This is a genomic window from Streptomyces geranii (assembly GCF_002954775.1).
Classification (GTDB): Bacteria; Actinomycetota; Actinomycetes; order Streptomycetales; family Streptomycetaceae; genus Streptomyces; species Streptomyces geranii.
The window spans coordinates 144,402-165,666 of the sequence record NZ_PJME01000006.1; the positions used below are offsets into that span (position 1 = coordinate 144,402).

General features: G+C 70.4%; 17 protein-coding genes. 4 read left to right on the forward strand and 13 right to left on the reverse strand.

What is annotated here, in order from left to right; translation table 11 throughout:
• Positions 1-62: 62 nt before the first annotated feature.
• From CW359_RS11360 to CW359_RS11370, 3 genes are read right to left on the reverse strand one after another with little or no spacing between them, the layout of a single operon-like run.
• Complete coding sequence (locus CW359_RS11360) at positions 63-1,088, reverse strand: ABC transporter permease (protein ID WP_105969738.1); 1,026 nt, start codon at positions 1,086-1,088, stop codon at positions 63-65.
• A complete protein-coding gene (locus CW359_RS11365; RefSeq protein WP_105969739.1) occupies positions 1,081-2,607 on the reverse strand; it encodes a sugar ABC transporter ATP-binding protein in 1,527 nt (508 codons plus the stop codon). Before CW359_RS11365 ends, CW359_RS11360 begins: the two co-directional genes overlap by 8 nt.
• Positions 2,604-3,686 carry a sugar ABC transporter substrate-binding protein gene (locus CW359_RS11370; protein WP_105969740.1) on the reverse strand — a complete coding sequence of 361 codons (1,083 nt, stop codon included), beginning with the start codon at positions 3,684-3,686 and terminating at the stop codon, positions 2,604-2,606. The genes CW359_RS11365 and CW359_RS11370 overlap by 4 nt, the downstream gene beginning before the upstream one ends.
• Before the next feature lie 164 nt (positions 3,687-3,850).
• Here CW359_RS11370 and CW359_RS11375 point away from each other — a divergent pair, with 164 nt between their 5' ends.
• A complete protein-coding gene (locus CW359_RS11375) occupies positions 3,851-4,582 on the forward strand; it encodes a FadR/GntR family transcriptional regulator (RefSeq protein ID WP_198655180.1) in 732 nt (243 codons plus the stop codon).
• Between the two features lie 110 nt (positions 4,583-4,692).
• Here CW359_RS11375 and CW359_RS11380 read toward each other — a convergent pair whose 3' ends face one another.
• Both CW359_RS11380 and CW359_RS11385 read right to left on the reverse strand, forming a co-directional pair.
• Complete coding sequence (locus CW359_RS11380; RefSeq protein ID WP_105969741.1) at positions 4,693-6,252, reverse strand: alpha-L-fucosidase; 1,560 nt, start codon at positions 6,250-6,252, stop codon at positions 4,693-4,695.
• 53 nt (positions 6,253-6,305) lie between these two features.
• Complete coding sequence (locus tag CW359_RS11385) at positions 6,306-8,153, reverse strand: family 20 glycosylhydrolase (RefSeq protein ID WP_105969742.1); 1,848 nt, start codon at positions 8,151-8,153, stop codon at positions 6,306-6,308.
• A 297-nt stretch (positions 8,154-8,450) separates the two neighbouring features.
• On the opposite strand from CW359_RS11385, the gene CW359_RS11390 reads away from it, so the two are divergent.
• On the forward strand, positions 8,451-9,794 hold the full coding sequence (locus CW359_RS11390; protein WP_105969743.1) for an amidase: 1,344 nt from the start codon (positions 8,451-8,453) through the stop codon (positions 9,792-9,794).
• A 28-nt stretch (positions 9,795-9,822) separates the two neighbouring features.
• Here CW359_RS11390 and CW359_RS11395 read toward each other — a convergent pair whose 3' ends face one another.
• Together CW359_RS11395 and CW359_RS45805 are read right to left on the reverse strand one after the other, a co-directional pair.
• Positions 9,823-10,323 (reverse strand): GNAT family N-acetyltransferase, encoded by a 501-nt coding sequence (locus tag CW359_RS11395; protein ID WP_105969926.1) that lies wholly within the window; start codon positions 10,321-10,323, stop codon positions 9,823-9,825.
• A gap of 60 nt (positions 10,324-10,383) precedes the next feature.
• Entirely contained in the window at positions 10,384-10,557 is a 174-nt protein-coding gene (locus tag CW359_RS45805) for a hypothetical protein (protein WP_198655181.1), read from the reverse strand.
• Between the two features lie 440 nt (positions 10,558-10,997).
• Here CW359_RS45805 and CW359_RS11400 point away from each other — a divergent pair, with 440 nt between their 5' ends.
• Together CW359_RS11400 and CW359_RS11405 are read left to right on the forward strand one after the other, a co-directional pair.
• Positions 10,998-11,447 (forward strand): hypothetical protein, encoded by a 450-nt coding sequence (locus CW359_RS11400; RefSeq protein WP_105969744.1) that lies wholly within the window; start codon positions 10,998-11,000, stop codon positions 11,445-11,447.
• Between the two features lie 75 nt (positions 11,448-11,522).
• On the forward strand, positions 11,523-12,284 hold the full coding sequence (locus tag CW359_RS11405) for an SDR family oxidoreductase (protein WP_105969745.1): 762 nt from the start codon (positions 11,523-11,525) through the stop codon (positions 12,282-12,284).
• 59 nt (positions 12,285-12,343) lie between these two features.
• Here the strand turns inward: CW359_RS11405 and CW359_RS11410 are convergent, their stop codons facing one another.
• The 6 genes from CW359_RS11410 to CW359_RS11435 form a co-directional block, all read right to left on the reverse strand.
• Positions 12,344-13,855, reverse strand: a complete 1,512-nt coding sequence (locus tag CW359_RS11410) for an SDR family NAD(P)-dependent oxidoreductase (RefSeq protein WP_105969746.1) — start codon at positions 13,853-13,855, stop codon at positions 12,344-12,346.
• 128 nt (positions 13,856-13,983) lie between these two features.
• A complete protein-coding gene (locus CW359_RS11415) occupies positions 13,984-15,330 on the reverse strand; it encodes a wax ester/triacylglycerol synthase family O-acyltransferase (RefSeq protein ID WP_105969747.1) in 1,347 nt (448 codons plus the stop codon).
• A 189-nt stretch (positions 15,331-15,519) separates the two neighbouring features.
• Positions 15,520-17,880, reverse strand: a complete 2,361-nt coding sequence (locus tag CW359_RS11420; protein WP_232838357.1) for a GH92 family glycosyl hydrolase — start codon at positions 17,878-17,880, stop codon at positions 15,520-15,522.
• A 160-nt stretch (positions 17,881-18,040) separates the two neighbouring features.
• Positions 18,041-19,261 carry a glucose-1-phosphate adenylyltransferase gene (gene glgC, locus CW359_RS11425; protein WP_105969748.1) on the reverse strand — a complete coding sequence of 407 codons (1,221 nt, stop codon included), beginning with the start codon at positions 19,259-19,261 and terminating at the stop codon, positions 18,041-18,043.
• A gap of 53 nt (positions 19,262-19,314) precedes the next feature.
• On the reverse strand, positions 19,315-20,484 hold the full coding sequence (gene glgA / locus CW359_RS11430) for a glycogen synthase (protein ID WP_105969749.1): 1,170 nt from the start codon (positions 20,482-20,484) through the stop codon (positions 19,315-19,317).
• Positions 20,485-20,521: 37 nt separating this feature from the next.
• Complete coding sequence (locus tag CW359_RS11435) at positions 20,522-21,256, reverse strand: IucA/IucC family C-terminal-domain containing protein (protein WP_105969750.1); 735 nt, start codon at positions 21,254-21,256, stop codon at positions 20,522-20,524.
• Positions 21,257-21,265: the final 9 nt, after the last annotated feature.

Below are 21,265 nucleotides of genomic sequence, written 5' to 3' on the forward strand. Positions count from 1 at the left end.
TCCGCAGGGGGAACCTCAGGGGTAAGCCGGAAGTGCGGCTGGTGGTGTCGGTGGTTCGGGCATCAGTCCTGTGCACGTCCTGTCGTCACGCGGGCGATCATGAGGGCGACCAGGATGATTCCGCCATATATCGCCTGGATCCAGAACGACGGCACCTGGGCGAGGGTCAGCAGGTTCTGTACGACACCCAGCAGGAGTACGCCGGTCAGGGCGCCGAACATCGTGCCCTTGCCGCCGTCGAGGCTGATGCCGCCGATGACGGCCGCCGCGAACACGGTGAAGATCATGTTGTTGCCCTGGTTGGCGCTGATCGCCCCGACGTACCCCGTCTGCATGATCCCGCCGACGGAGGCGAGCACTCCGGCGACGACGAACACCCCGAGCATCACCCGCTCGACCCGGATACCGGCGGCGCGCGCCGCGTCCGCGTTGCCGCCGATCGCGTACAGGGCACGGCCGACCCGGTGGTACCTGAGCACGAGCCCGGCGACGGCGAAACAGGCGCCCGCCACCCACACCGACATCGGCACGCTCAGGAAGGTGGTGGTGGCAAGCGAGTAGAAGGAGTCGGGCATGCCGAAGAGGGTCTTGCCCTTGGTCGCGCCGACAAGCAGTCCGCGCAGCACGATCAGCATCGCGAGCGTCACGATGAACGCGTTGAGCTTGAACTTGACGACGAGGATGCCGTTGAAGGCGCCGACCAGACCACCGGCGACGAGGATCGCCAACAGGGCGACCACGGCCGGGAATTCGGTCCCCCACCCGGAGGCCGCGACCGGCAGCACCAGCAACGCGCCGACTGCGGGGGCGATACCGACGACCGACTCCAGGGAGAGGTCGAACTTGCCGGTGATGAGGACGAGCGACTCGGCGAGCACGACCATCGCGAGGGCGGCGGACGCGCCGAGGATGGAGATCAGGTTGCGCTCGGTGAGGAACGAGTCGTTGACCACCGTACCGAGCACCATGAGCAGCAACAGGGCTGGTACGAGGGCGAGTTCGCGGGCCCGGCGGAGCAGTACGGTCTTGGCCGAGCGCGGGTCCGGGGCCCGTAGGGGGGCGAGCGGCGGAGCCTTGGTGTCAGCCATGGTCCACTCCTTCTATGGAGGCGATCAGCTCGTGGTCGCGCCAGCCCGCCGGGTGCTCGGCGACGACGCGGCCGTGGAAGAGGACGAGTACGCGGTCGCAGCGCCGCAGGTCGTCGAGTTCGTCGGAGACGACCAGGACCGCGGTGCCGTCCTCGCGGGCGCTGTCCATACGGGCGAGGAGGGACTCCTTGGACTTCACGTCGACGCCCGCGGTGGGGTTGATGAGGACGAGCAGTTTGGGGTCGGAGGCGAGGGCGCGGGCCATGACGACCTTCTGCGCGTTGCCGCCGGACAGGTCGGAGACGGGCTGGTCGGGGCCCTCGGTGTGGATGTCGAGACGCTCGATGAGGGCGGTGGCGAAGCCGCGTTTGCGGTCGCCGGAGACGAACCCGTACCGGCCGAGGCGGCGCAGGACGCTCATGGTGGCGTTGTCGCCGACGGTCATCCCGGAGACCAGCCCCTGCTCGTGCCGGTCGCGCGGCACACAGGCGACGCCCGCCGTCAGCGCCGCCTGCACGTCCCCGAACGGCAGCCGCCCGCCGTCGAGTTGAGCACTTCCGCCGGTGGGCGTGTGCAGCCCGGCGAAGGACTCGGCCAGCTCGATCTTGCCGCTGCCACTGGACCCGGCGAGCCCGACGACCTCACCGCGGCGGACGGTCAGGTCGATGTTCTCGTACGCCGGTGAGGTGAGCCCTTCGGCGGCCAGCAGCACCGGCGCTCCGGGCTCAACCCCCTTGGGGGTGAAGGCCTGTTCGGCGATGGTCTCCCCCGCCATGGCCTCCACCAGGGCCGTGCGCGGGAGGTCGGCGACGGGGGCGGTGGTGATCCAGCGGGCGTCCCGCAGGACGGTCACCGTCTGGCAGACCTCGTACACCTCCTGGAGGTGGTGCGAGATGAACAGGAAGGTGACGCCCGAGTCCTGGAGCGCGCGCATCCGGGTGAAGAGGCGGTCGATCTCCCGGCTGTCGAGCTGGGCGGTCGGTTCGTCGAGGACGATGAACCGGGCGCCGAAGCTCAACGCCCGCGCGATCTCGACCATTTGGCGGTCCTCGACCTTGAGGTCGGCGGTGCGGGCCTCAGGGTCGACGTGGACGTCCCAGGTGTCGAGGAGTTCGGCGGCCTCGGTGCGCAGTCGGCGCCAGCTGATGACTCCGCCCCGGCCGGTGGGCTGCCGGTTGATGAAGAGGTTCTCGGCGACCGTCAACTCGGGTACGACAGTGGGCTTTTGATAGACGCAGGCCACCTTGGAGCGCCAGGCGTCCCGGTCGGCGAGCGGGGGCGCGGGCTGCCCGTCGAAACGGACCGTGCCCTCGTCCGGCGCCTGGAGGCCGGTGAGGATGGTGACCAGGGTGGACTTTCCGGCGCCGTTGCGCCCGACGAGGGCGTGCGACTCACCTGCCAGGACGGTCAGTCGACCGTCCTGGAGCGCGGTGGTGGGACCGTACCGCTTGGTGATGCCGCGCGCCTCGACGAGCGGGACGAGGGGGGTGTCCGGGTTCTCCCGTGGCTGGCTGCTCATCCGACCGTGTTGCCCCAGAGCGCGGCGTCGTCGACGTTCTCCTTTGTGACCAGAGGAGCGGGCAGCTGGTCCTCCAGGATGCCGCTGGGCAGCTTGACGATCGTGGAGTCGTGGTCGGTCGGGCCGGGCTCGAAGGTCTTCCCCGCCATCGCCGCCTTGATGTAGTACATGCCGTACTTGGCGTACAGGTCGGCGGGCTGGGAGACGGTCGCGTCGATCTCGCCCTTGCGGATGGCGTCGAACTCCTGCGGGATGCCGTCGTTCGAGACGATCGTGATGTGCCCGGCCTCGCCGGTCTTCTTCAGCATGCCCTTGGACTTGAGGGTCTGCAGGGTGGGCGCGAGGTAGACGCCGCCGGCCTGCATGTAGATGCCCTTGATGTCCGGGTTGGCGTTCAGGAGGGTGTCCAGCTTGGAGGCGGCGGTGTCCGACTCCCACTTGGCCGGTATCTCCAGCACCTTGAGCTTGGGGAACTTCTCCTTCACACAGGCCCGGAACGCCTCCGACCGGTCCCGCCCGTTCACGGACGCCAGGTCGCCCATGATCTGCACGACCTTGCCCGAGGTGATGTGCTCCCCGAGGTACTCGCAGGCCTTCTCGCCGTACGCGACGTTGTTGGCGCGTACGACCATGGCGACCTTGCCCGCCTCGGGCGCCACGTCGACGGCGACGACCGGCACGCCCTTGCGTTCGGCCTGGTCGAGGCCGGCCTCGATGGCGGCGCTGTCGAGGGGCGCGACGACGAGCCCCTTCACTCCCTGGTTGAGCTGGTTGTTGATGTCGGTGATCTGCTGCGAGGGGTCACTGTTGGAGTTGACGGTCTTCAGCGCGTCGACTCCCTCGCTCTTGGCCATCTTCGGCACGTAGTCGTTGTACGACTGCCAGAACGGCGAGGTCAGCAGCGGCAGGATCACCCCGACCTTGCCCGTCCCGTCGCCGTCGCCGCCACCCGAGGCGACGGAGTCCTTGGTGCTGCCGCAGGCGCTGAGGACCAGGCCGGTACAGGCGGCCAGAGCCACCGCGCCGAGGCTCCGAGCCCTGCGCCGTCTCTTCGGGTTCCCCACGGTTCGGTCGAGCATCTTGAGGCTCCTCATTGAGCGTGATCGAGCGGATGCCGCATATTTATCAGACCACTTCCGGGTTGGAACACCCTTTGAGGCCAAGTTTTCCTCGATTCCGACCGTAGTGGTCCGACCAACCTGCTGGTTAGACTGCGGCGCACCCTGCGACAGGAGGACACGGCGTGGACGAGATCCCGGCCAGGAACGGGGAGGCCGCCCCCCAGAAGGGCACCGTGACGCAGCGGGCCATCGAGCAGATCAAGGCGATGATCGGCGAGGGCCGGCTGGAGCCCGGCCAGCGGCTGCCCACCGAGCGCGATCTGGCCGCCCGGCTGGGCATCTCGCGCAGCTCGATGCGGGAGGCGATCCGGGCGCTCACCGTGATGGGCGTACTGGAGGCCCGGCACGGTTCGGGCATCTACGTCACCCAGCTGGAGGCGGGTGACCTGCTGGAGACCTTCGGTGTGGTCGCGGACCTCTCGCGGGGACCGCGACTGGTGGAGCTGCTGGAGGTCCGGCGCATCCTGGAGTCGACGGCGACCGCACTGGCCGCCGCACGGATCACGCCGGATCAGCTGGCGGAGGTGGAGAAACACCTCACGGCGATGAACGCGACCGATGATCCGGAGGAGATCCTGGCCCACGACCTCGCGTTCCATCGCGAGATCGCCGCCGCGGCGGGGAACGACACCATGGCGGCGATCCTGGAGGGGCTCTCCTCACGGACGTTCCGGGCCCGGGTGTGGCGGGGGTATCAGGAGGAGGGGGCGTTCGCGCGGACGCGCCGCGAGCACGCGGCGATCCACCGCGCGCTCGTGGCGCATGATCCGGAGGCGGCGAGGGCCGCTGCTGCGGCGCATGTGGGGGAAGTCGAGCAGTGGTTGCGGGCGCAGCTGGATGCTCCGCCGTTGTAGTTGTAGGGGTCGTGGTTGTCTGCGGGCCCGGTGGGGGCTGGTCGCGCAGTTCCCCGCGCCCCTAGGGGGGCGCTGCGCGCCCGCCCCCCCAGCGCCCCGCCGTCAGGTCGTCACGCCACCGTCGACCTGTACAAGCCGAACTCCGCGATCCTCGCCTCCGCCCTCGTCCGGGTCACCCGCACCCGCCAGCGTCTTGCCCTGACCGGGGTCGTCAGGCGCAGGATGCGGCTGGCGCCGATCGTGCCCGCTGTTGTCACCCGGGTCCAGGTGCCCCCGGTGAACGCCTCGACGACGAAGGCCTCGACCTGCTGGCCGTGCTGGATGTCCTCCGCGAGGCGGATCCGGTTCGCCTCGCGTTCCCGGCCCAGGTCGACGGTGACGACACCCGGAGTGCGGGTGACCGTCGCGCCGGTCGTCAGGTCGGTCGGGAGTTCGCGGTCGACCCGCTCGCGGAACTCCCGTAGGCGGGTGACATCGGAGGCGGCGAGGAGGCCGTCGGTGTCCGGTGGGACGTTCAGGAGCAGTACGGCGTTGCGGCCGACCGAGCCGAAGTAGATCTCGGTCAACTGGTCGACCGACTTGGGCTGTTGGTCCGCGTGGTAGAACCAGCCGTCCCTGATGGACACGTCGCACTCGGCCGGCCACCACTGCACGTAGTCCGCGACGGAACGGGCTGCCACCAGCGCGTCCCGGCCGCCCATGTCCGCCGCGTCGTAGGAGAGGGCGAAGTCGGTCCTGCCGTAGTCCTTCTCGGCGACCGGCACGACGCTCCACTCGTTCTCGCGCGCCAGCCCGCCCTCGTTGCCGACCCAGCGGACATCGGGGCCGGACACGGCGATCGTGGCGTCCGGGGCGAGCGTGCGGACCAGGGTGTACCAGCTGTCCCAGTCGTACTTCTCGACCTTGTCCGGCGGGATGCGCCCCTGGGCACCGTCGAACCAGACCTCGTCGACCGGCCCGTACTCGGTGAGGACCTCGTAGAGTTGGTCGAGCATGTGGGCGCCGTAGTCGGTGGCGGGGAGGGTGAACGTCGGCCCGTCGGGGCGTTCGTCGCCCTCGACCGAAGTCGGGATGGTGTGCTCGACGCGCGGGCTGCCGTTGGCGTAGACGCCGTGGAGGTACTGGTTCTCGTCGGCCGGGGAGATGTACACGCCGACCTTCAGCCCGTACCGCCGCATGGAGTCGGCGAAGGAGCGCAGCACATCGCCCTGACCGGCACGCCAACTGCTCGACGCCACCGAGTGGTCGGTGTAGCGGGAGGGATAGAGGACGAAGCCGTCGTGGTGCTTGACGGTGAGGATGGCGAGCTTGAAGCCGCCGTCCCGCAGGGCCCGTGCCCACTGGTCGGTGTCCAGGCCGGTCGGCTGGAAGACGTTCGGGTCCTCGTCGCCGGTGCCCCATTCGAGGCCGGTGAAGGTGTTGACCCCGAAGTGCAGGAACGCGGTCCGCTCCAGCCGCTGCCAGGCGATCTGCCGTGCGGTGGGCCGGACTTGGGAGGCCTTGGCGACCAGGACGTCGGCGGAGTCGGTAGGGCTGACGGGGATACGGAAGTTCGGCTCCTCCGCGAGCCGGGCCCCCGCCGGGGCCGGGGCGGCCAGAGCGAGGGAGGTACCGCGCGAGGCGACCAGCGCGGCGGCGGCTGTGACGAACAGACGTCTGGAGACTGTCATGGGGAACGGGCTCCTCGGGTCAGTGGTCAGGGGTTCGAGGTATCAGGGGACTTTCAGTGGAGGGCGGGCAAGTGCCAGACAGCGGGCGGCTGTTGGTCCGGCGGGTACTGCACGAGCCGTCCGTCCCCGGTCACGTGCACCGCCATCCGCGTGATCGCGTTGACGAGCGTGAAGCCCCCGGACGCCTGCGCCAACTCCCAGCGCTGCAAGGTGTTTCCGGCATCGCAGGTCTGTGCCGTGATCTCTACGCCGGGCTGGAGCGGGGTGTTGAGCGTGAGCTTTCCGCCGCGCACCTCCAGGCAGCCGCCGCCGGTCCGCAGGGTGACGTAGCCGTCGGGGGTGCGCTTGACGTCGGCGGTGAGGGTGGTGGCGCCCGACCTGAAGGTGTACGTCCCGTCCGCGACCGGTACCCGGGTCAGGTCCCGCCAGCCGGGTGCGTGGCCGACAGCGGTCGCGCGCGCCGTGAACTGGGCGTAGGTGGCGTCGGGACGGGGGTCGCCCCAGGTGGCCTGGGCGACGTGCCGTAGTGCGGGGTCGGTGTCGACGGCGACCTCGTTCTCGGTCTCGCCGCGTCCGTTGTCGGGCCAGAGGCTGATCTTCGCGCCGGTGATGCCCCGGCTGGAGGTGACCTTCTCGCCCTCGAAGCTGCGCGGGTCCCAACTCTGGTCGTACAGGCCCTTGGTGTCGGTGTGGAAGCCGCCCCGGACGAGGTACAGAGCGTAGGCCGCGTTCATCAACGGGTAGCCCTGGGCCAGGATTTGGCTCGGCTTCACGGCCACGTTCAGCCAGTGCTCGACCGTCGTGCCCGCCGTCACCCGGACGGTGTTGGCGCCGGTGAGGCCGTCGTTCCAGATGCGCAGCTTCTTGCCCTTGGCCGTCACATAGGTCTGGACGCGGTTGACGAAGTCGATGAAGGCGTCCTGCGGGGTGGCGTTCGCCCCGTACTTCTCCCGTGCGTAGCGCAGGACTTGGGGGTACTTGGCGAAGTCGGAGCCGAGCATGTACTCGTCGGCGCCCATGTGCCAGGAGCCGCCGGTGAAGACCTGGGCGTACTCGTCGATCAGGCTCGTGTAGTAGTCGAAGGCGGCGGGCTGGGTGATGTCGAGCCTGCTGGGCTGCTTGTTGCCGTCGGAGTCGGTGAGCTGGAGGTCGGGGCGGTTCTCGATCCAGGGGTCCATGTGGCCCGGGGAGTTGATCTCCGGGATGATCTCGACGTGGTACTTGTCGCCGAGGGCGACGAGCCGCCGGATCTCGTCCTTGGTGTAGTAGCCCCAGGTGTTGGCCTCGGGATGGGCGTCGCTCTTCACCTTGAGTTCCAGGAGCAGCTGGTTGAGCTTGTGGTACGCCATGTCGCGTACGAGGTTCTCCAGCCACTCGGTCGAGATGTGGATGTAGCAGGCGCACACGCCGACGCCCCGCTCCGCGTACCGGGGTACGTCGACCGTGCGACCGGCGGGGATCCGGTCGCCCTGGGCGAGGAGTTGGAGGAGGGTGCGGGTGCCGTAGAAGGCGCCGCGCTCGGTCGCGCCGGTCACCGACAGCCGTGCGCCCGCCCGGAGTTCGTACCCCTCGGCACCCAGCGCGGCCCGGCCCGGCTGGACGTCGATAACGATGTCACCGGTACGCGCGCCGGCACTGACCACGGGTACGTTGCCGTGGCCCGCGTCGCGCAGGTCGTCGGCGAGGGTGTCCGCGACCCTGCGCTCGGGCGCGCTGTCGGCGACCAGCCGGGCGGAGCCGCCGTACTGATAACTCCCCTGCTCCGGGGTCCAGTTGGTGAGGGCGGGGACGGTGATCGGGATGCTCGCCGCCACCGTGCCCGCGACGGCCGGTACCGGGGCGGCCAGCAGCAGAAGGGCGACCAGCGCGCCCAGGAGCCGACGTCTTGGATACGTACTCATCTGGAAGCTCCCATTCATCGGAGGTGTGATGATTGAGCGCACCTCAGGCACTGTCAATGGGGTCCGGAGCCAGGCGAGTTCGGCCAGTGATCGGATGACCAGCGACTCTGCGGCGGGAGCCGGATGCCCCGGCGCGCGAAAAGTCCAAGAGAGCCAGGCCGAATGTCCAAGGTCCACGACACCTCACCGGCCCCGGCACCGGCTCCCGGCACCGGATCTCGACGCCACCTGTACTCACGAGTAGCCTCATCGCCTCACGCGTAGCACCATGTGTTGCATCCACCCCGAGGAGCCCCCGTGACCAGCTGGGTCGGCCGTACCGCCACCGAGATCGCCGCCGCCGTACGCGAGAAGCGCGTGACGCCCCGTGAAGTCGTGGCCGAACATCTTGCCCGTATCGAACTGCTGGACGCCCGCGTGGGAGCGTTCCGCAGGCTGCGGGCCCAGGAGGCGCTGGCCGAGGCGGACGAGGTGGCCGCCCGCGCCGATCTGGCCGACCTGCCGCTCGCGGGCGTACCCGTCGCGGTCAAGGACAACCTGGGCGTACGCGGCGAGTCCACCCGGCACGGCAGCACGGCGACGCCGGACACCCCCGCCGACCACGACCACATCACCGTGGCCCGGCTCCGCGCGGCGGGCGCGATCGTCGTCGGGGTCACCAATGTGCCCGAGCTGTGCATCTGGGGGACGACCGAGGGCACGCTCGGCACGGCCCGCAACCCGTGGGACACCACCCGTACGGCGGGCGGTTCGTCGGGTGGCAGCGCGGCTGCCGTCGGCGCGGGGCTGGTGCCGATCGCGCTGGGCAACGACGGCATGGGCTCACTGCGCATCCCCGCCGCCAACTGCGGTGTCGTCACCATCAAGCCGGGCCTCGGGGTGGTCCCGGCGGGCATCGGCAACGGCGACTGGTTCGGCATGTCGGAGAACGGCCCGCTGGCGACGACGGTCGAGGACGCCCGCCTGATGCTGTCGGTCCTCGCGGACACGGAGTTCGTACGGTCGGACGCGCACGCGGGCCGCAAGGTCGCGCTCTCCGTCCGCAGCCCCATCACCGGCGTCACGATCAGCAGGCCGTACGTCTCCGCGGCGCGCGAGGCCGCCGCCCTGCTCGACGGCGCCGGTCACCAGGTGCGGCCCGCCGACCCGCCGTACCCGCTGTCGATCGGCGTCACCTCCTTCACCCACTGGACGGCGGGCACGGCACGGGACTCCGAGGGCTTCGACCGGAGTGCGCTCACCCGGCGCACCCGGGTGCACGCGGCCGTCGGACGCCGGTTCGTCGGCTACGTCGAGCGCGGTCAGCACAAGGAGCAACTGCGGCGCCGGCTGGAGCCGTTCTTCGCCGAGCACGACGTCCTGCTCACTCCGGCGCTGGCCCGCCGCTCCCCCGCCGCCGTGGCCTGGCACGAGCGGGGCTGGCTGCGCAATGTCCTCGCCAACACCAACTACTCGCCGATGACGCCCCCGTGGAACCTGACGGGCTGGCCGGCGATGGCCGTACCGTTCGGCAGCCTGCCCTCGGGTGCGCCCTGCGCCGTCCAATTGGTGGGCCGCCCGGGCTCGGAGGCCGTACTCCTTGACGTGGCCCAGCAGTTGGAGGAGCTGCACCCCTGGCAGCGGACGGCTCCGCTCGACTAGCTCCTCAGATCCTCATGTCCTCACGTCCTCATGAAGCGGGTTCGTCGCCGAGGGCCTTGTACATGATGTGCAGGCCCACCCGGCCGTCCCGGGGATGGTCGAAGGCGTCCGGGACGGTGCCGAGGATCGTGAAGCCGAGCGAACTCCACAGCTTGACCGCCGGGTTGGTCTCGACGACCGCGTTGAAGACCATGCCCCGATAGCCGTGGACCACGGCCTCACTCAGGACGTGTTCGGCGAGGGCGCGGCCGATGCCACGGCCTCCGCAGTCGGGGTCGACCATGAACCCGGCGTTGGCGATCCGGGCGGCGGGACCACCGTAGTTGGGGGCGAGAAAGGCGGAGCCGACCACGGCTCCGGCGGGGTCCTCTGCGACGTACACGCGCTTGGCCGGGCTCATCCACAGGGCGCGGGCCGCTTCCTCGGAGGTGTCCGGGTCCCAGGTGTAGGTGTCTGCGGCGGCGACGATGCGGTGCCAGAACGGCCAGATCCGCGGCCAGTCACCGGCCGCGGCTTCCCTGATGATCAGCATGGGCGCGAGTCTGGCACGCCCATGCCGATGTCGATCTCGACGGGTCCCTGCGTGGCGTCAGTCGACGCTGGGCAGGATGTGCGGCTCGGCGAGGTCGTCCTCGTAGCCCGCCAGACGGATCGGGGCCGACCTGGCCCAGACGTCGAGGCTGCCGAGCCGGTCGCTCCGGTCGACGGGGGCCGTCGTGCGTTCCTCTGGGCCTTGTTCGAGATTCGTCTTCTCCGGTGTCACCGCGCACTCCTTATGTGTCGGGTCACCCTCAGGACATTCGGGACCAGCCTGCCGCCGGTCGCTCCACATCCACTCGGGTCTGGGTCAAGAGCAGTCAGGACGCGGTGGCGCCGGTGACGGACCGTGGGTGTGGGTGGAACCCAGTCGTGCTGCCCGTCCGCTCCAGTATTAACCAAATGAGCGCGAGCCCGCTCGATGGGGTGAAAACAAGGGGTAAAGATCTCACGTCGCCCAGAGTTCATTCGGCCATAATCTGGGGTTGTTTGTGACGTGGAGCACGGTTTGAGCATCACCCGTACGGCTCAACCCACGCACCCGTGTACGCCATTGCCGGAACACGTCCGGCAGTTCAGCTCCCGTTGGCCCGCGCGCAAGCCGGCCCTGATCTGCTGCCAGAAGGCAACGGCTGGTCCCGCGGTAGGACTCGGGAGGACTGACGCATGGAGCTGCGCGGCATAGAGGAGCTGATGGATCTGCTGCACGCCTGCCGGGGCACCCCTGAGCACGGCACCGACCCCGTCGACCTGCACCAGCACGCGCTCCAGACGGCCGCCCTGCTGCGCCGAAGTCGCCCCGCCGACAAGGAACTCCAGATCGCGGGCCTGGTCCACGTCATAGGCCGACTCCTCGCCCCCGGCGACCCCACCCGCCACGCCCGTACGGCGGCACACGCGGTACGGCACCTGCTCGGCGAACGGGTCGCCCGCCTCGTACACGACAGCCCGCACGCCACGGACCGGGACCCGCACACGGACGCGGACACCCTCACCCTGCGCCAGGCGGACGAGGCGGCCCACACCCCCGGCGTCGACGCGGGCGTACTGGAGGACTGGCGCACGCTCCTTGAGCTGCTCGCGGAACAGCACTCCAGACTGGGCGCCGTCGACTGACCCCGCGAATGACACCGCGAACCGCCGTACGCCCGAGGGCTGTTGGCTGACGACCCGTCATGAGACGGTACGCGGATGACGTCACCGTACGGACTCGACGGACGGGTCGCTCTGATCACCGGGGGCACGCGAGGCATCGGGCTGGCTGTCGCGGAGGCGCTGGTGCGGGCGGGGGCTCAGGTGTGCGTAACGGCCCGCGATCCGGCCGGGGTTGCGCAGGCCGCCAAGACACTCGGCGGGATCGGCCTGGCGGGAAGTGTCGCCGACCCCGCACACCTATCCCTGTTGACCGAGTTCACACTCGACACCTTCGGCCGCCTAGACATCGTCGTGAACAACGCGGCCACGAACCAGCCCTACGGCCCGCTCATGGACGCCGACCCCGACATCTGGCGCGAGGCGTTCACGGTCAACGTCGAGGCACCACTACGCCTGACGCAACACGCCTGGCGAGCCTGGATGCGCGAACACGGCGGCACGATCGTCAACATCTGCACAGAGGGCGCCACACACGTGGGCCCCAACGTGGGCGCCTACGGCACGACAAAGGCCGCCCTGCTCCACCTCACGCAACAACTGGCGGGCGAGCTGGCCCCGAAGGTCCGCGTCAACTCGGTCTCCCCCGGCCTGGTCCGCACGGAAATGGCCCGTTTCGTATGGGAACCGGGAGAGCAGGAAATCGCAACCGGCCTACCCCTGGCCCGAATCGGCGAACCCGATGACATCGCCCAAGCAGTCCTATGGCTGGCGTCAGACGCAGCAGAGTGGGTGACAGGAACAGACCTGGTGGTAGACGGCGGCACACGGGTAAAACCGGCGAGACCGACACCTACCTAGGGGCGCGGGGAACTGCGCGACAAGCCCCCACGAGCCCGCAGCCGCCCCACAACCCCGACCTACCACTTACCTGGCGCATAGTCCTTCAAAAACACCCCGTACACGTCCTCCCCCGCCTCCCCGCGCACGACCGGGTCGTATACACGAGCCGCCCCATCCACAAGATCAAGCGGCGCATGGAACCCCTCGTCCGCCAGCCGCAGCTTGTCGTAATGAGGCCGCTCGTCAGTGATCCACCCGGTGTCCACCGACGTCATCAGAATCCCGTCGGCCTGGAACATCTCCTGCGCACTGGTCCGCGTCACCATGTTCATCGCGGCCTTCGCCGCATTCGTGTTCGGATGCCCCGCACCCTTGTACCCACGCCCGAACACCCCCTCCATCGCCGACACGTTGACGACATACGCGCGCCCGCTCTCGGCCGCCCGCGCCGCCCCCGCCATCGCCGGACGCAACTTGCTGATCAGGATGAACGGCGCCGTGTAGTTGCACAGCTGGGTCTCCAGCAACTCCACCGGGGAGATCTGCTCGATCGTCTGCACCCACGTGTTGGTGTCGACGACGTCCGGGACAAGACCTCCCGCGTCGATGGCGGTCCCGTCGAGGTGCCGGGCGACGCTGGCGTTGCCCGCGACCAGGGCGAGGTCGGCGACCTGCTGGGCGTCGATGCCGCTGATGCCGACGGGCAGCGCGGCAAGTCCGTCGACCGCGCCGGAGTTGAACGCGCCGATGACATGGTGGGCGGGCAGCTCACCGGCGGGCAGCGGAGCGCTCTCGGCCTCGACGAGCGCGGCGTACGCGGACGGCAGCCGTCGTACCGTCTGGGTCGCGTTGTTGATCAGGATGTCGAGGGTGCCCTGCTCGGCGATCCGGTCGGCGAGGGCGACGACCTGGGCCGGGTCGCGCAGGTCGGTGCCGACGACCTCCAGGCGGTGCAGCCAGTCCGCCGAGTCGTCCATGGCCTTGAAGCGGCGGATGGCGTCCTTGGGGAACCGGGTGGTGATCGTGGTGTGCGCGCCGTCGCGCAGCAGCCGCAGCGCGATGTACATGCCGATCTTGGCCCGGCCGCCGGTGAGCAGCGCGCGCTTGCCGGTGAGGTCGGTGCGGGCGTCGCGGCGGGAGCGGTTGAGGGCGGCGCAGTCCTGGCAGAGCTGGTGGTAGAAGTAGTCGACCTCGACGTACCGGGTCTTGCAGGTGTAGCAGGAGCGGGGGCGCTGGAGTATCCCCGCGATCTGCCCGGCCTCGGTCACCGACGACGGCAGGATGCCCTCGGTCTCGTCGTCGATGCGCTGGGCGGAGCCGGTCGCCGTGGACTCGGTGACCGCCTTGTCGTGGGCGGTCTTGGACGCCCGGCGCTCCTGCCTGCGGCGCTGCTTGACCGTGCGGTAGACACCGGCGGTGGCTCGGCGCACGGCGATGGCGTCGGGGTGGTCGACGTCCAGTTTGTCGAGTTCTTCGAGCACGCTGAGGCAGACGGCCATGCGCTCGGGGTCGATGCCGGGACCGTGGGAGACGTTGTCCACGTCTTCCTGGCCGTCCACAGCCGTCGGGCCGTCCTCTGTCACCGTCATCGCGCTGCCGTTCCCTGGGGTCGCCGTCGCGGCGCCTTGACCGCGCCCGCTCTCGAACAGGCGATTTTACGGAAGCCCGACCCCAGTCACCAAACCCGCGACGATCATGCCCCTGCTCAGCGGGCCGTTCAGAGGGCGCAGGCGGCGACCAGCCCCGCCACTTCCGCCGAGACGGCGGCGGCGAACCGGTCGAGGTCCGGCACGGCTTCCGCGTCCGCGACAAGCCCGAAATGCACGTGCCCCCGATACGTCGAGATGGCGACCGCCAGCGACTGTCCCTGGGCGAGGGGAGCGAAGGGGTAGACCTCGACCAGCGGATTGCCACCGAGCCGCAGCCCGAGGCTCGGCAGCGGCACGCTGGTGACGAGGATGTCGAACCACAGCCGGGCCGCCTGCTTGACCAGCGGTCCGCCGAGCCGGTGTCCGAGCGGCGGCACATGGTCGGCCAGCAGCGCCACCGCGCCCGCACCCCGCCCGGGGCCCGCGTCCTTGTTGCGGTCCATGGCACCGCGTACGGAGTCGAGGCGCCGCAGCGGGTCCGGATCGTCGACGGGCAGCCGCATCAGATAGCCGGAGAGCCGGTTGCCCTGGGGGTGCGCGGTGCGCGGACGCCGTTTCGAGACGGGGATGAGCGCACGCGGCGCGACCCCCTCGCTGCCGTCGCCGCGCTCGTCGAGCCAGCGCCGCAGTGCTCCGGCGACGACGGCGATGAGTACGTCGTTGACGGTGCCGCCCGCCGTCTTGCGCACCCGGTGGATGTCGTCGAGGTCGAGGAGGACTCCGGCGGTACGACGGGTGCCGCTCGGCTCGGCCACGAGCGCGGCGGAGGAGCGCTCGCCCAGCGTGCCCAGGCCGGAGCGGGCCACGGAGGCGCCGATGTCCAGGGCCCGGCCCACGTCGGAGAAGGCGCCGCGCACCAGGCCGGGCAGCTTGCGCACGTCCGGGAAGAGGCCCGTGGCCGGCGGTTCGGGGCGCGGGCGCGGCGCCGGCAGGTCGAGCGGGTCCATGACACCGGCGGCAAGGGTGAGGGCGCGCAGGCCGTCGGCGAGGGCGTGGTGGAACTTGAAGAGGACGGCGAAGGAGGTGCCGTCCTCGCCGGGCAGGACGTGTGCCTCCCACGGCGGCCGGCCGCGCTGCAGCGAGCGTTCCATGAGCCGTCCGGCCTCGGCGTGGAAGTCGGCGGTGGGGGCGTGCAGCCGGACGTGGTCGAGCGGGTCGAAGTCCGGGGCGGTCTCGCGGGTGGCGCCGCCGAAGGCCAGCGGGAGCAGCGGCTGCCAGACGTCGCGGATGCGCATGCGCAGTCCGGGTACGGCGGCGGCGCGGGCGGCGAGGAGGTCGGCCGCGTGGGCTCCGGCGGCGGGTGAGTGGGTGGAGAAGACACCGAGGGCGCCCAGGTGCATGGGGTGCAGGTCGGAGTCGATGTTCCAGAACGCCAGGTCGAGGGGGGCGAGCAGGTCCGAGGTCTCAGAGGTCAAGGGATCGCTCTCGCGTCGACTACGGGTGAGCCAGCAGTCAATCGCCTGCGGCCGATTACGGTCAAGTACGATCAAGCTACGCACAGTTAACAACGGATTAAGTCCCGCTGCTCCGCGAGCAGCGGGACTTAAGTGACTTATGAGGTTACGTCACTGCCCGCGGGAGGCTCCGGGGACGCAACCGGCCCGCTATCGCAGGGCGGGCGGCGCATCCTCCGCTTCCGTACCCCACCCGGACGGCTCCGGGCCGACCGTGAACTCCAGCGCACGCGCACCCCGTAGCAACGCGCTCGTCACATACGTACGGCTGTACGAAGTCCCGTCGACGGCCACCGACTGGACGTACCGTCGGCTGTCCGACGTACCCGGTGCCGTCACCGTGAGGGCGCCGAGGGGGTAGTAGTCGGGGTCGAGGGTGAGGTCGACCCGGTCGAAGACGGGGGTGGACAGGCCCCAGGTGTCGTAGCCGGGCTGTACCGGGAAGATCCCGATCGCGGACAGGACGTGCCAGGCGGACATGGTGCCCATGTCGTCGTTGCCGGTCATGCCGGTCGGGCCGTCCGTGTAGAGGGTCAGGGCGGCGTGCACGACCTCCGTCGTCTTCCAGGGCCGGCCCGTGGAGAGATAGGTGTAGGGGGCGGTGAGGTCGACCTCGTTCTGGGGGTTGTACTTGTCCGCGTTGTAGTAGGCGTACGGGCCGTTCACCCACACCTCGCGGGCCGTCCGGGCCGGGTCGGCCTTCAGCTGGTCGTAGGCGAAGAAGGCGTCGAGCCGCTTGTCGGCGGCCTCCCTGCCGCCGAGCAGGTCCACCAGTCCGGGCAGGTCCTGCGGGACCAGCCACTGGTACTGCCAGGCCGTGCCCTCGTGGAAGCCCTCGCCGACGGCCGGATCGGGGTCGCCGGTGAAGGCTCCGGCGCCGTCCCGGGGGCGGAAGAACCCTGTGGCGGGGTCGAGGACGGCTCGGTAGCTCTGTGCCCGGCGGGCGTAGCGGTCGGCGTCAGCCCGGTGGCCGAGGTCGCGGGCCATCTGGGCCAGCATCGCGTCGGACAGGGCGTATTCGAGGGTGACGGAGGCGCCCCAGTGGTAGTCCGAGTCGCCGAGCTTGGTGCGCGGGCGGCCCTTCACATAGGGCGCGAAGCCGTTCGCGATGTACTCCTTGTTCGCCTCGCGCCCGAGCATGGGCAGGGCGGTGGGAGGCACGCCGTCGGCGTTCTTCTTCAGGGCGCGGTAGGCGCGCTCCTCGTGGCCGTGCAGGAGGCCCTGCTGGTAGGCGTGGGTGAGGAAGGGAGTGACCGGGTCGCCGGTCATGATGTTGGTCTCGACCGTGCCGTAGCCCCACTTGGGGAGCCAGCCGCCCTCCTCGTCGATCTTCAGCACCGAGAGCGCCATGTCCCGGGCCTCGCGGGGCGCGAGCAGCGACAGGAGTTGGGCCTGGGTGCGGTAGGTGTCCCAGAGGGACCAGTTCTGATAATACGTGAAGTCCCGTGCGCGGTGGATCCTCAGGTCCCAGCCGGTGTAGCGGCCGTCGGCGTCGCTGCCGATGTTCGGGGCGAGGAAGCTGCGGTAGAGAGACGAGTAGAAGGTCCGCCGGAGGGTCTCCGAGCCGCCGGTCACGGCGACGTCGTCGAGGCGAGCCTCCCAGAGGTCCCGGGCCGCCTCCCGTACGGCGTCGAAGGAGTGGCCGCCCTCGGCGCTCAGGTTGCCCGCCGCGCCCTCCGCGTCGACGTACGACAGCGCGGTGGTCGCCTCGACACTGCGGTCCCCGTCGGTCGTGTCGAAGCGGACGTAGGCGCCGTCCGCTCCGGTGCGGGAGCCGTCGGTGACCGTGGAGCCGTCCCAGGTGCCGTACGCCGTGAAGGGGCGGTCGAAGCGGGTGATCGTGTGGACGGTGTACGGCTTGGTGCCCCGGCAGAAGCCGGAGCCGGTGATGGTCGTACGGACGGTGCGGTCGTCGAGGATCTCGACGCGGTTCGCCACCTTGGTGTGCAGGGACTGGCCCGCGTTGAGGAGGACGTTGGCCTTGGTGGTCGCCGGGAAGGTGTAGCGCTGGACGCCGGTGCGGTGGGTCGCCGTCAGTTCGGCGTCGATGCCCGATTCGAGGCCGACCCGGTAGTAGCCGGGAGCGGCGCGCTCCTGGTCGTGGCCGTACTCGGCGGCGTAGGTCGCGTAGTCGGTGCTCGTGATGTCGCCGGTCGTCGGGAGGACCGGCAGGTCGCCGCCGATCCGGCAGCCGACGCCCGAGAGGTGGACGAGGGAGAAGCCCCTGATGCGGGTCTGGGAGTGGCGGTAGCCGGTCTTGTGCCCGGTGTCGGGTGACAGCTGGACCATGCCGAAGGGCACGGTCGCGCCGGGGAAGGTGTTGCCCTCGTTCTCGGTGCCGATGAACGGGTTGACGAGGTCGGTGAGCCGCTCGGCGCGGGCTTGGGCGGCCGGGGCGGCGAGGGCGCCGGCGAACAGGGCGGCGGCCGTCACCGCCCCGGCGGTGCGCAGCGTCCATCTCACAGGGAGGTCCTCCGTGGGCTCGGGCCGGATGGCGGTCGTGCCCCGCATCCGTTCCTCGCCGGACGTCCCGATCCGCGCCCCGACCGGCACGGTCACCTCGGGGCCGCACGGCAACAGCCCGTTCGGCTCACTCGCCGGAGCCCGGACGCACCGACGGCCCCGGTGAGCACGGGCTCACCGGGGCCGTCGGGGGCGTGGGCACGCCGGTCTACGTCACGCGCTGGCCCTTGCCGAGGCCGATCACCCCGCCCTTGGAAACGGTGTACAGCTCGGCGTCGCGCTCCGGGTTGACGCCGATCGTCGCGCCCGGCGGGACCTCGACGTTCTTGTCGAGGACGGCCCCGCGCACGATCGCGCCCCGTCCGATGCGCACGTTGTCGTGCAGGATCGACCCCTGCACGACGGCCCCCGGGTCGACCAGGACCCCGGGCGAGAGCACCGAGCGCGTGACCTGGCCCCGGATCAGGCACCCCGCGCTGATGATCGACTCGCTGGCGATGCCGCCGGCGTTGAAGCGGGCGGGCGACAGCTGGCCGGAGTGGGTGTAGACGGGCCAGCTGCGGTTGTAGAGGTTGAAGGCCGGGCGCTCGGCGATCAGGTCCATGTGGGCGTCGTAGTACGCGTCGAGCGTCCCGACGTCCCGCCAGTAGCCCTGGTCGCGTGTCGTCTCGCCGGGCACGTGGTTCTCGCTGAAGTCGTACAGCTGGGCCTCGCCCCGCTCGGTGAGCGCGGGCAGGATCGAACCGCCCATGTCGTGCACGGAGTCGCCGTCCTCGGCGTCCCGCTGGAGGGCCTCGATCAGGGCCTTGGTGGTGAAGATGTAGTTGCCCATCGAGGCGAACACGGCCTCCGGGTCGTCGGCGAGGCCTGGCGGGTCGGCGGGCTTCTCCAGGAAGCCCTGCACGGTCTGGTTGTCCGTGCCTGGAGTGATCACCCCGAAGGCCGACGACTCGGTGCGCGGCACCCGGATGCCCGCGACCGTGACCCCGGCGCCGCCCTCGATGTGCTGGTTGAGCATCTGGCGGGGGTCCATGCGGTACACGTGGTCGGCACCGAACACGGCGACGTAGTCGGGCTGTTCGTCGTGCACGAGGTTGAGGGACTGCAGGATGGCGTCCGCGCTGCCCAGGAACCAGCGCGGCCCGAGGCGCTGCTGGGCCGGGACCGGCGTGACGTAGTTACCGAGCAGACTGGACATCCGCCAGGTGGTGGTGATGTGCCGGTCCAGCGAGTGCGACTTGTACTGCGTGAGCACGCAGATGCGCAGGATGTCCGCGTTGACGAGATTGGACAGGACGAAGTCCACCAGGCGATACGTTCCGCCAAAGGTGACCGCCGGTTTCGCCCGGTCGGCGGTCAGGGGCATCAGCCGCTTGCCCTCTCCGCCCGCCAGTACGATCCCGAGCACAGAAGGTCCACCACGACGCATCGCCGCTCCCCTCACCGTGGTTGTGCACGATCCTTGCCCGCACGCCGGTCGCGCTAAGCCTGTTGACCCGTTTTGAGGATCTCCTCGTAGAGCCGCACGGTACGCCGGGCCACCGCGTCCCATCCGAACTCGCCCACCGCGCGTTCCCGTCCGGCCTCCCCCATCCGCCGGGCGCCGTCCGGATCACCGAGTACGGAGTCCAGGGCGCGCGCGAGGTCCGCCTCGAAGACCCGCGGGTCCTCGTCCAGGGAGACGAGCACACCGGTCTTGCCGTCGTCGACCACCTCGGGGATGCCGCCGACCCGGGAGGCCACCACGGGAGTCCCGCAGGCCATCGCCTCCAGGTTGACGATACCCAGTGGCTCGTACACCGAGGGGCAGACGAAGACTGCGGCGTGGGTGAGGAGCTGGATGACGTCCGGGCGCGGCAGCATCTGCGGGATCCAGAAGACGCCTTCGCGTACGGCGCTCAGCTCCTGGAAGAGTTCGCGGAACTCCCGGTCGATCTCCGGGGTGTCCGGGGCGCCCGCGCACAGCACTACCTGGGCGGCCGGGTCGATGTCCCGCACCGCGCGCAGCAGGTGCGGGACGCCCTTCTGCCGGGTGATGCGGCCGACGAACAGGACGAAGGGCCGGTCCGGGTCGACGCCGATCCGGGCGAGGGCGTCGGTGCCGTGGTCGGGGCGGTACAGGGCGGTGTCGATGCCGTTGTGCACGACATGCACGGTGGCCGGGTCGAGGGCCGGGTAGCAGGCGAGGATGTCCTCGCGCATCGCCCCGGACACGGCGATCACCGCGTCGGCGGCCTCGATCGCCGTGCGTTCGGCCCAGCTCGACAGGGCGTAGCCGCCGCCGAGCTGCTCGGCCTTCCAGGGGCGCAGGGGCTCCAGGGAGTGCGCGGTCATCACGTGCGGGATGCCGTACAGGAGCTTGGCGAAGTGGCCGGCCAGGTTGGCGTACCAGGTGTGGGAGTGGACCAGCTCGCGGCCTTCGAGGGCGGCGGCGATGGAGAGGTCCGTGGAGAAGGTCCGCAGGGCGTCGTTGGCGCCGTCCAGCGCGGACCAGGGGCGGTGGCGGATCACTCCGACGCCGCGTCCCTCGCCCCAGCAGTGCACCTCCAGGTCGGTGAGGGCGCCCAACTCGCGGGCCAGGAACTCGACATGGACGCCCGCGCCGCCGTACACATCCGGCGGGTACTCCCGGGTCAGCAGGCCCACACGCACCCAAAACTCCCTGTCTCGGCGGTTGGTTCCCACATGGTCACCCAGATGTGCCCTCCGGGGAAGAGCGTGGGGCCCTGGTGAAGCAGCAGTCTCCGCAGATCCCGCCGCCGGGCACCCGGTAGTAGAGGCAGCAGCTGCGCCGCCGGAAGGCGGTTCCGGTGAGGGTTCCGGTCGGGGCGAGACGGGGGTGGGTGAAGAGTTCGGCGGCGAGGGCACGGGCGCGTGCGCCGGCGCCCGGGTCCGCTCCGCGCGCCCACCGGTCCAGCTCGCGGGCCGCGCCGGCGAGGGCGGAGCCCGCGTTGCCCCAGAGCAGGCCCTCGGCGACGCCGTAGCGGGCGTGCAGGAGGGCGGTGAGGGGCTCCAGGTGCCGTCGTACGACGATGTCCGCGACCGTCGCCGCGTCGGCGGGCCGGGGGCGTACCTCCGTCAGCCACAGGTCGTCGGGGGCGCTCGCGGCGGCGTCCCAGAGGAGGAGGCGGGGGTCCAGGTCGGGGACCTGGCCGTAGCGAACCGCGCAGCCCAGGGCGATGGACCACAGGCGGGCCGCGAGTGCCTGTTGGGCGATCGACGCGGAAACCCGCAGCTCAGCGATGCGGAGACGGTCCGCGACCGTTCGGACACGAAAAGTTATGGAATCCGCGTAAACGTTCTCATCGTGATCTGTGTACGCCTGGGCGAGCGTCGGGGGCAGGTCGGTGGGGGCTCCGGCCGTTCGTAGTACGAAGAAGCCGCCGAGCGGTCGGAGCGCCGCGAGATCGGGGTCGAGGTCCACGAAAGGCAG

What these genes read in the sequence shown, in the direction of transcription:
- CW359_RS11360 (WP_105969738.1), bottom strand. Translation starts at nt 1,088, where the DNA reads ATGGCTGACACCAAGGCTCCGCCGCTCGCCCCCCTACGGGCCCCGGAC.
- CW359_RS11365 (WP_105969739.1), bottom strand. Translation starts at nt 2,607, where the DNA reads ATGAGCAGCCAGCCACGGGAGAACCCGGACACCCCCCTCGTCCCGCTC.
- CW359_RS11370 (WP_105969740.1), bottom strand. Translation starts at nt 3,686, where the DNA reads ATGCTCGACCGAACCGTGGGGAACCCGAAGAGACGGCGCAGGGCTCGG.
- CW359_RS11380 (WP_105969741.1), bottom strand. Translation starts at nt 6,252, where the DNA reads ATGACAGTCTCCAGACGTCTGTTCGTCACAGCCGCCGCCGCGCTGGTC.
- CW359_RS11385 (WP_105969742.1), bottom strand. Translation starts at nt 8,153, where the DNA reads ATGAGTACGTATCCAAGACGTCGGCTCCTGGGCGCGCTGGTCGCCCTT.
- CW359_RS11400 (WP_105969744.1), top strand. Translation starts at nt 10,998, where the DNA reads ATGGAGCTGCGCGGCATAGAGGAGCTGATGGATCTGCTGCACGCCTGC.
- CW359_RS11405 (WP_105969745.1), top strand. Translation starts at nt 11,523, where the DNA reads ATGACGTCACCGTACGGACTCGACGGACGGGTCGCTCTGATCACCGGG.
- CW359_RS11410 (WP_105969746.1), bottom strand. Translation starts at nt 13,855, where the DNA reads ATGACGGTGACAGAGGACGGCCCGACGGCTGTGGACGGCCAGGAAGAC.
- CW359_RS11420 (WP_232838357.1), bottom strand. Translation starts at nt 17,880, where the DNA reads ATGCGGGGCACGACCGCCATCCGGCCCGAGCCCACGGAGGACCTCCCT.
- glgC (WP_105969748.1), bottom strand. Translation starts at nt 19,261, where the DNA reads ATGCGTCGTGGTGGACCTTCTGTGCTCGGGATCGTACTGGCGGGCGGA.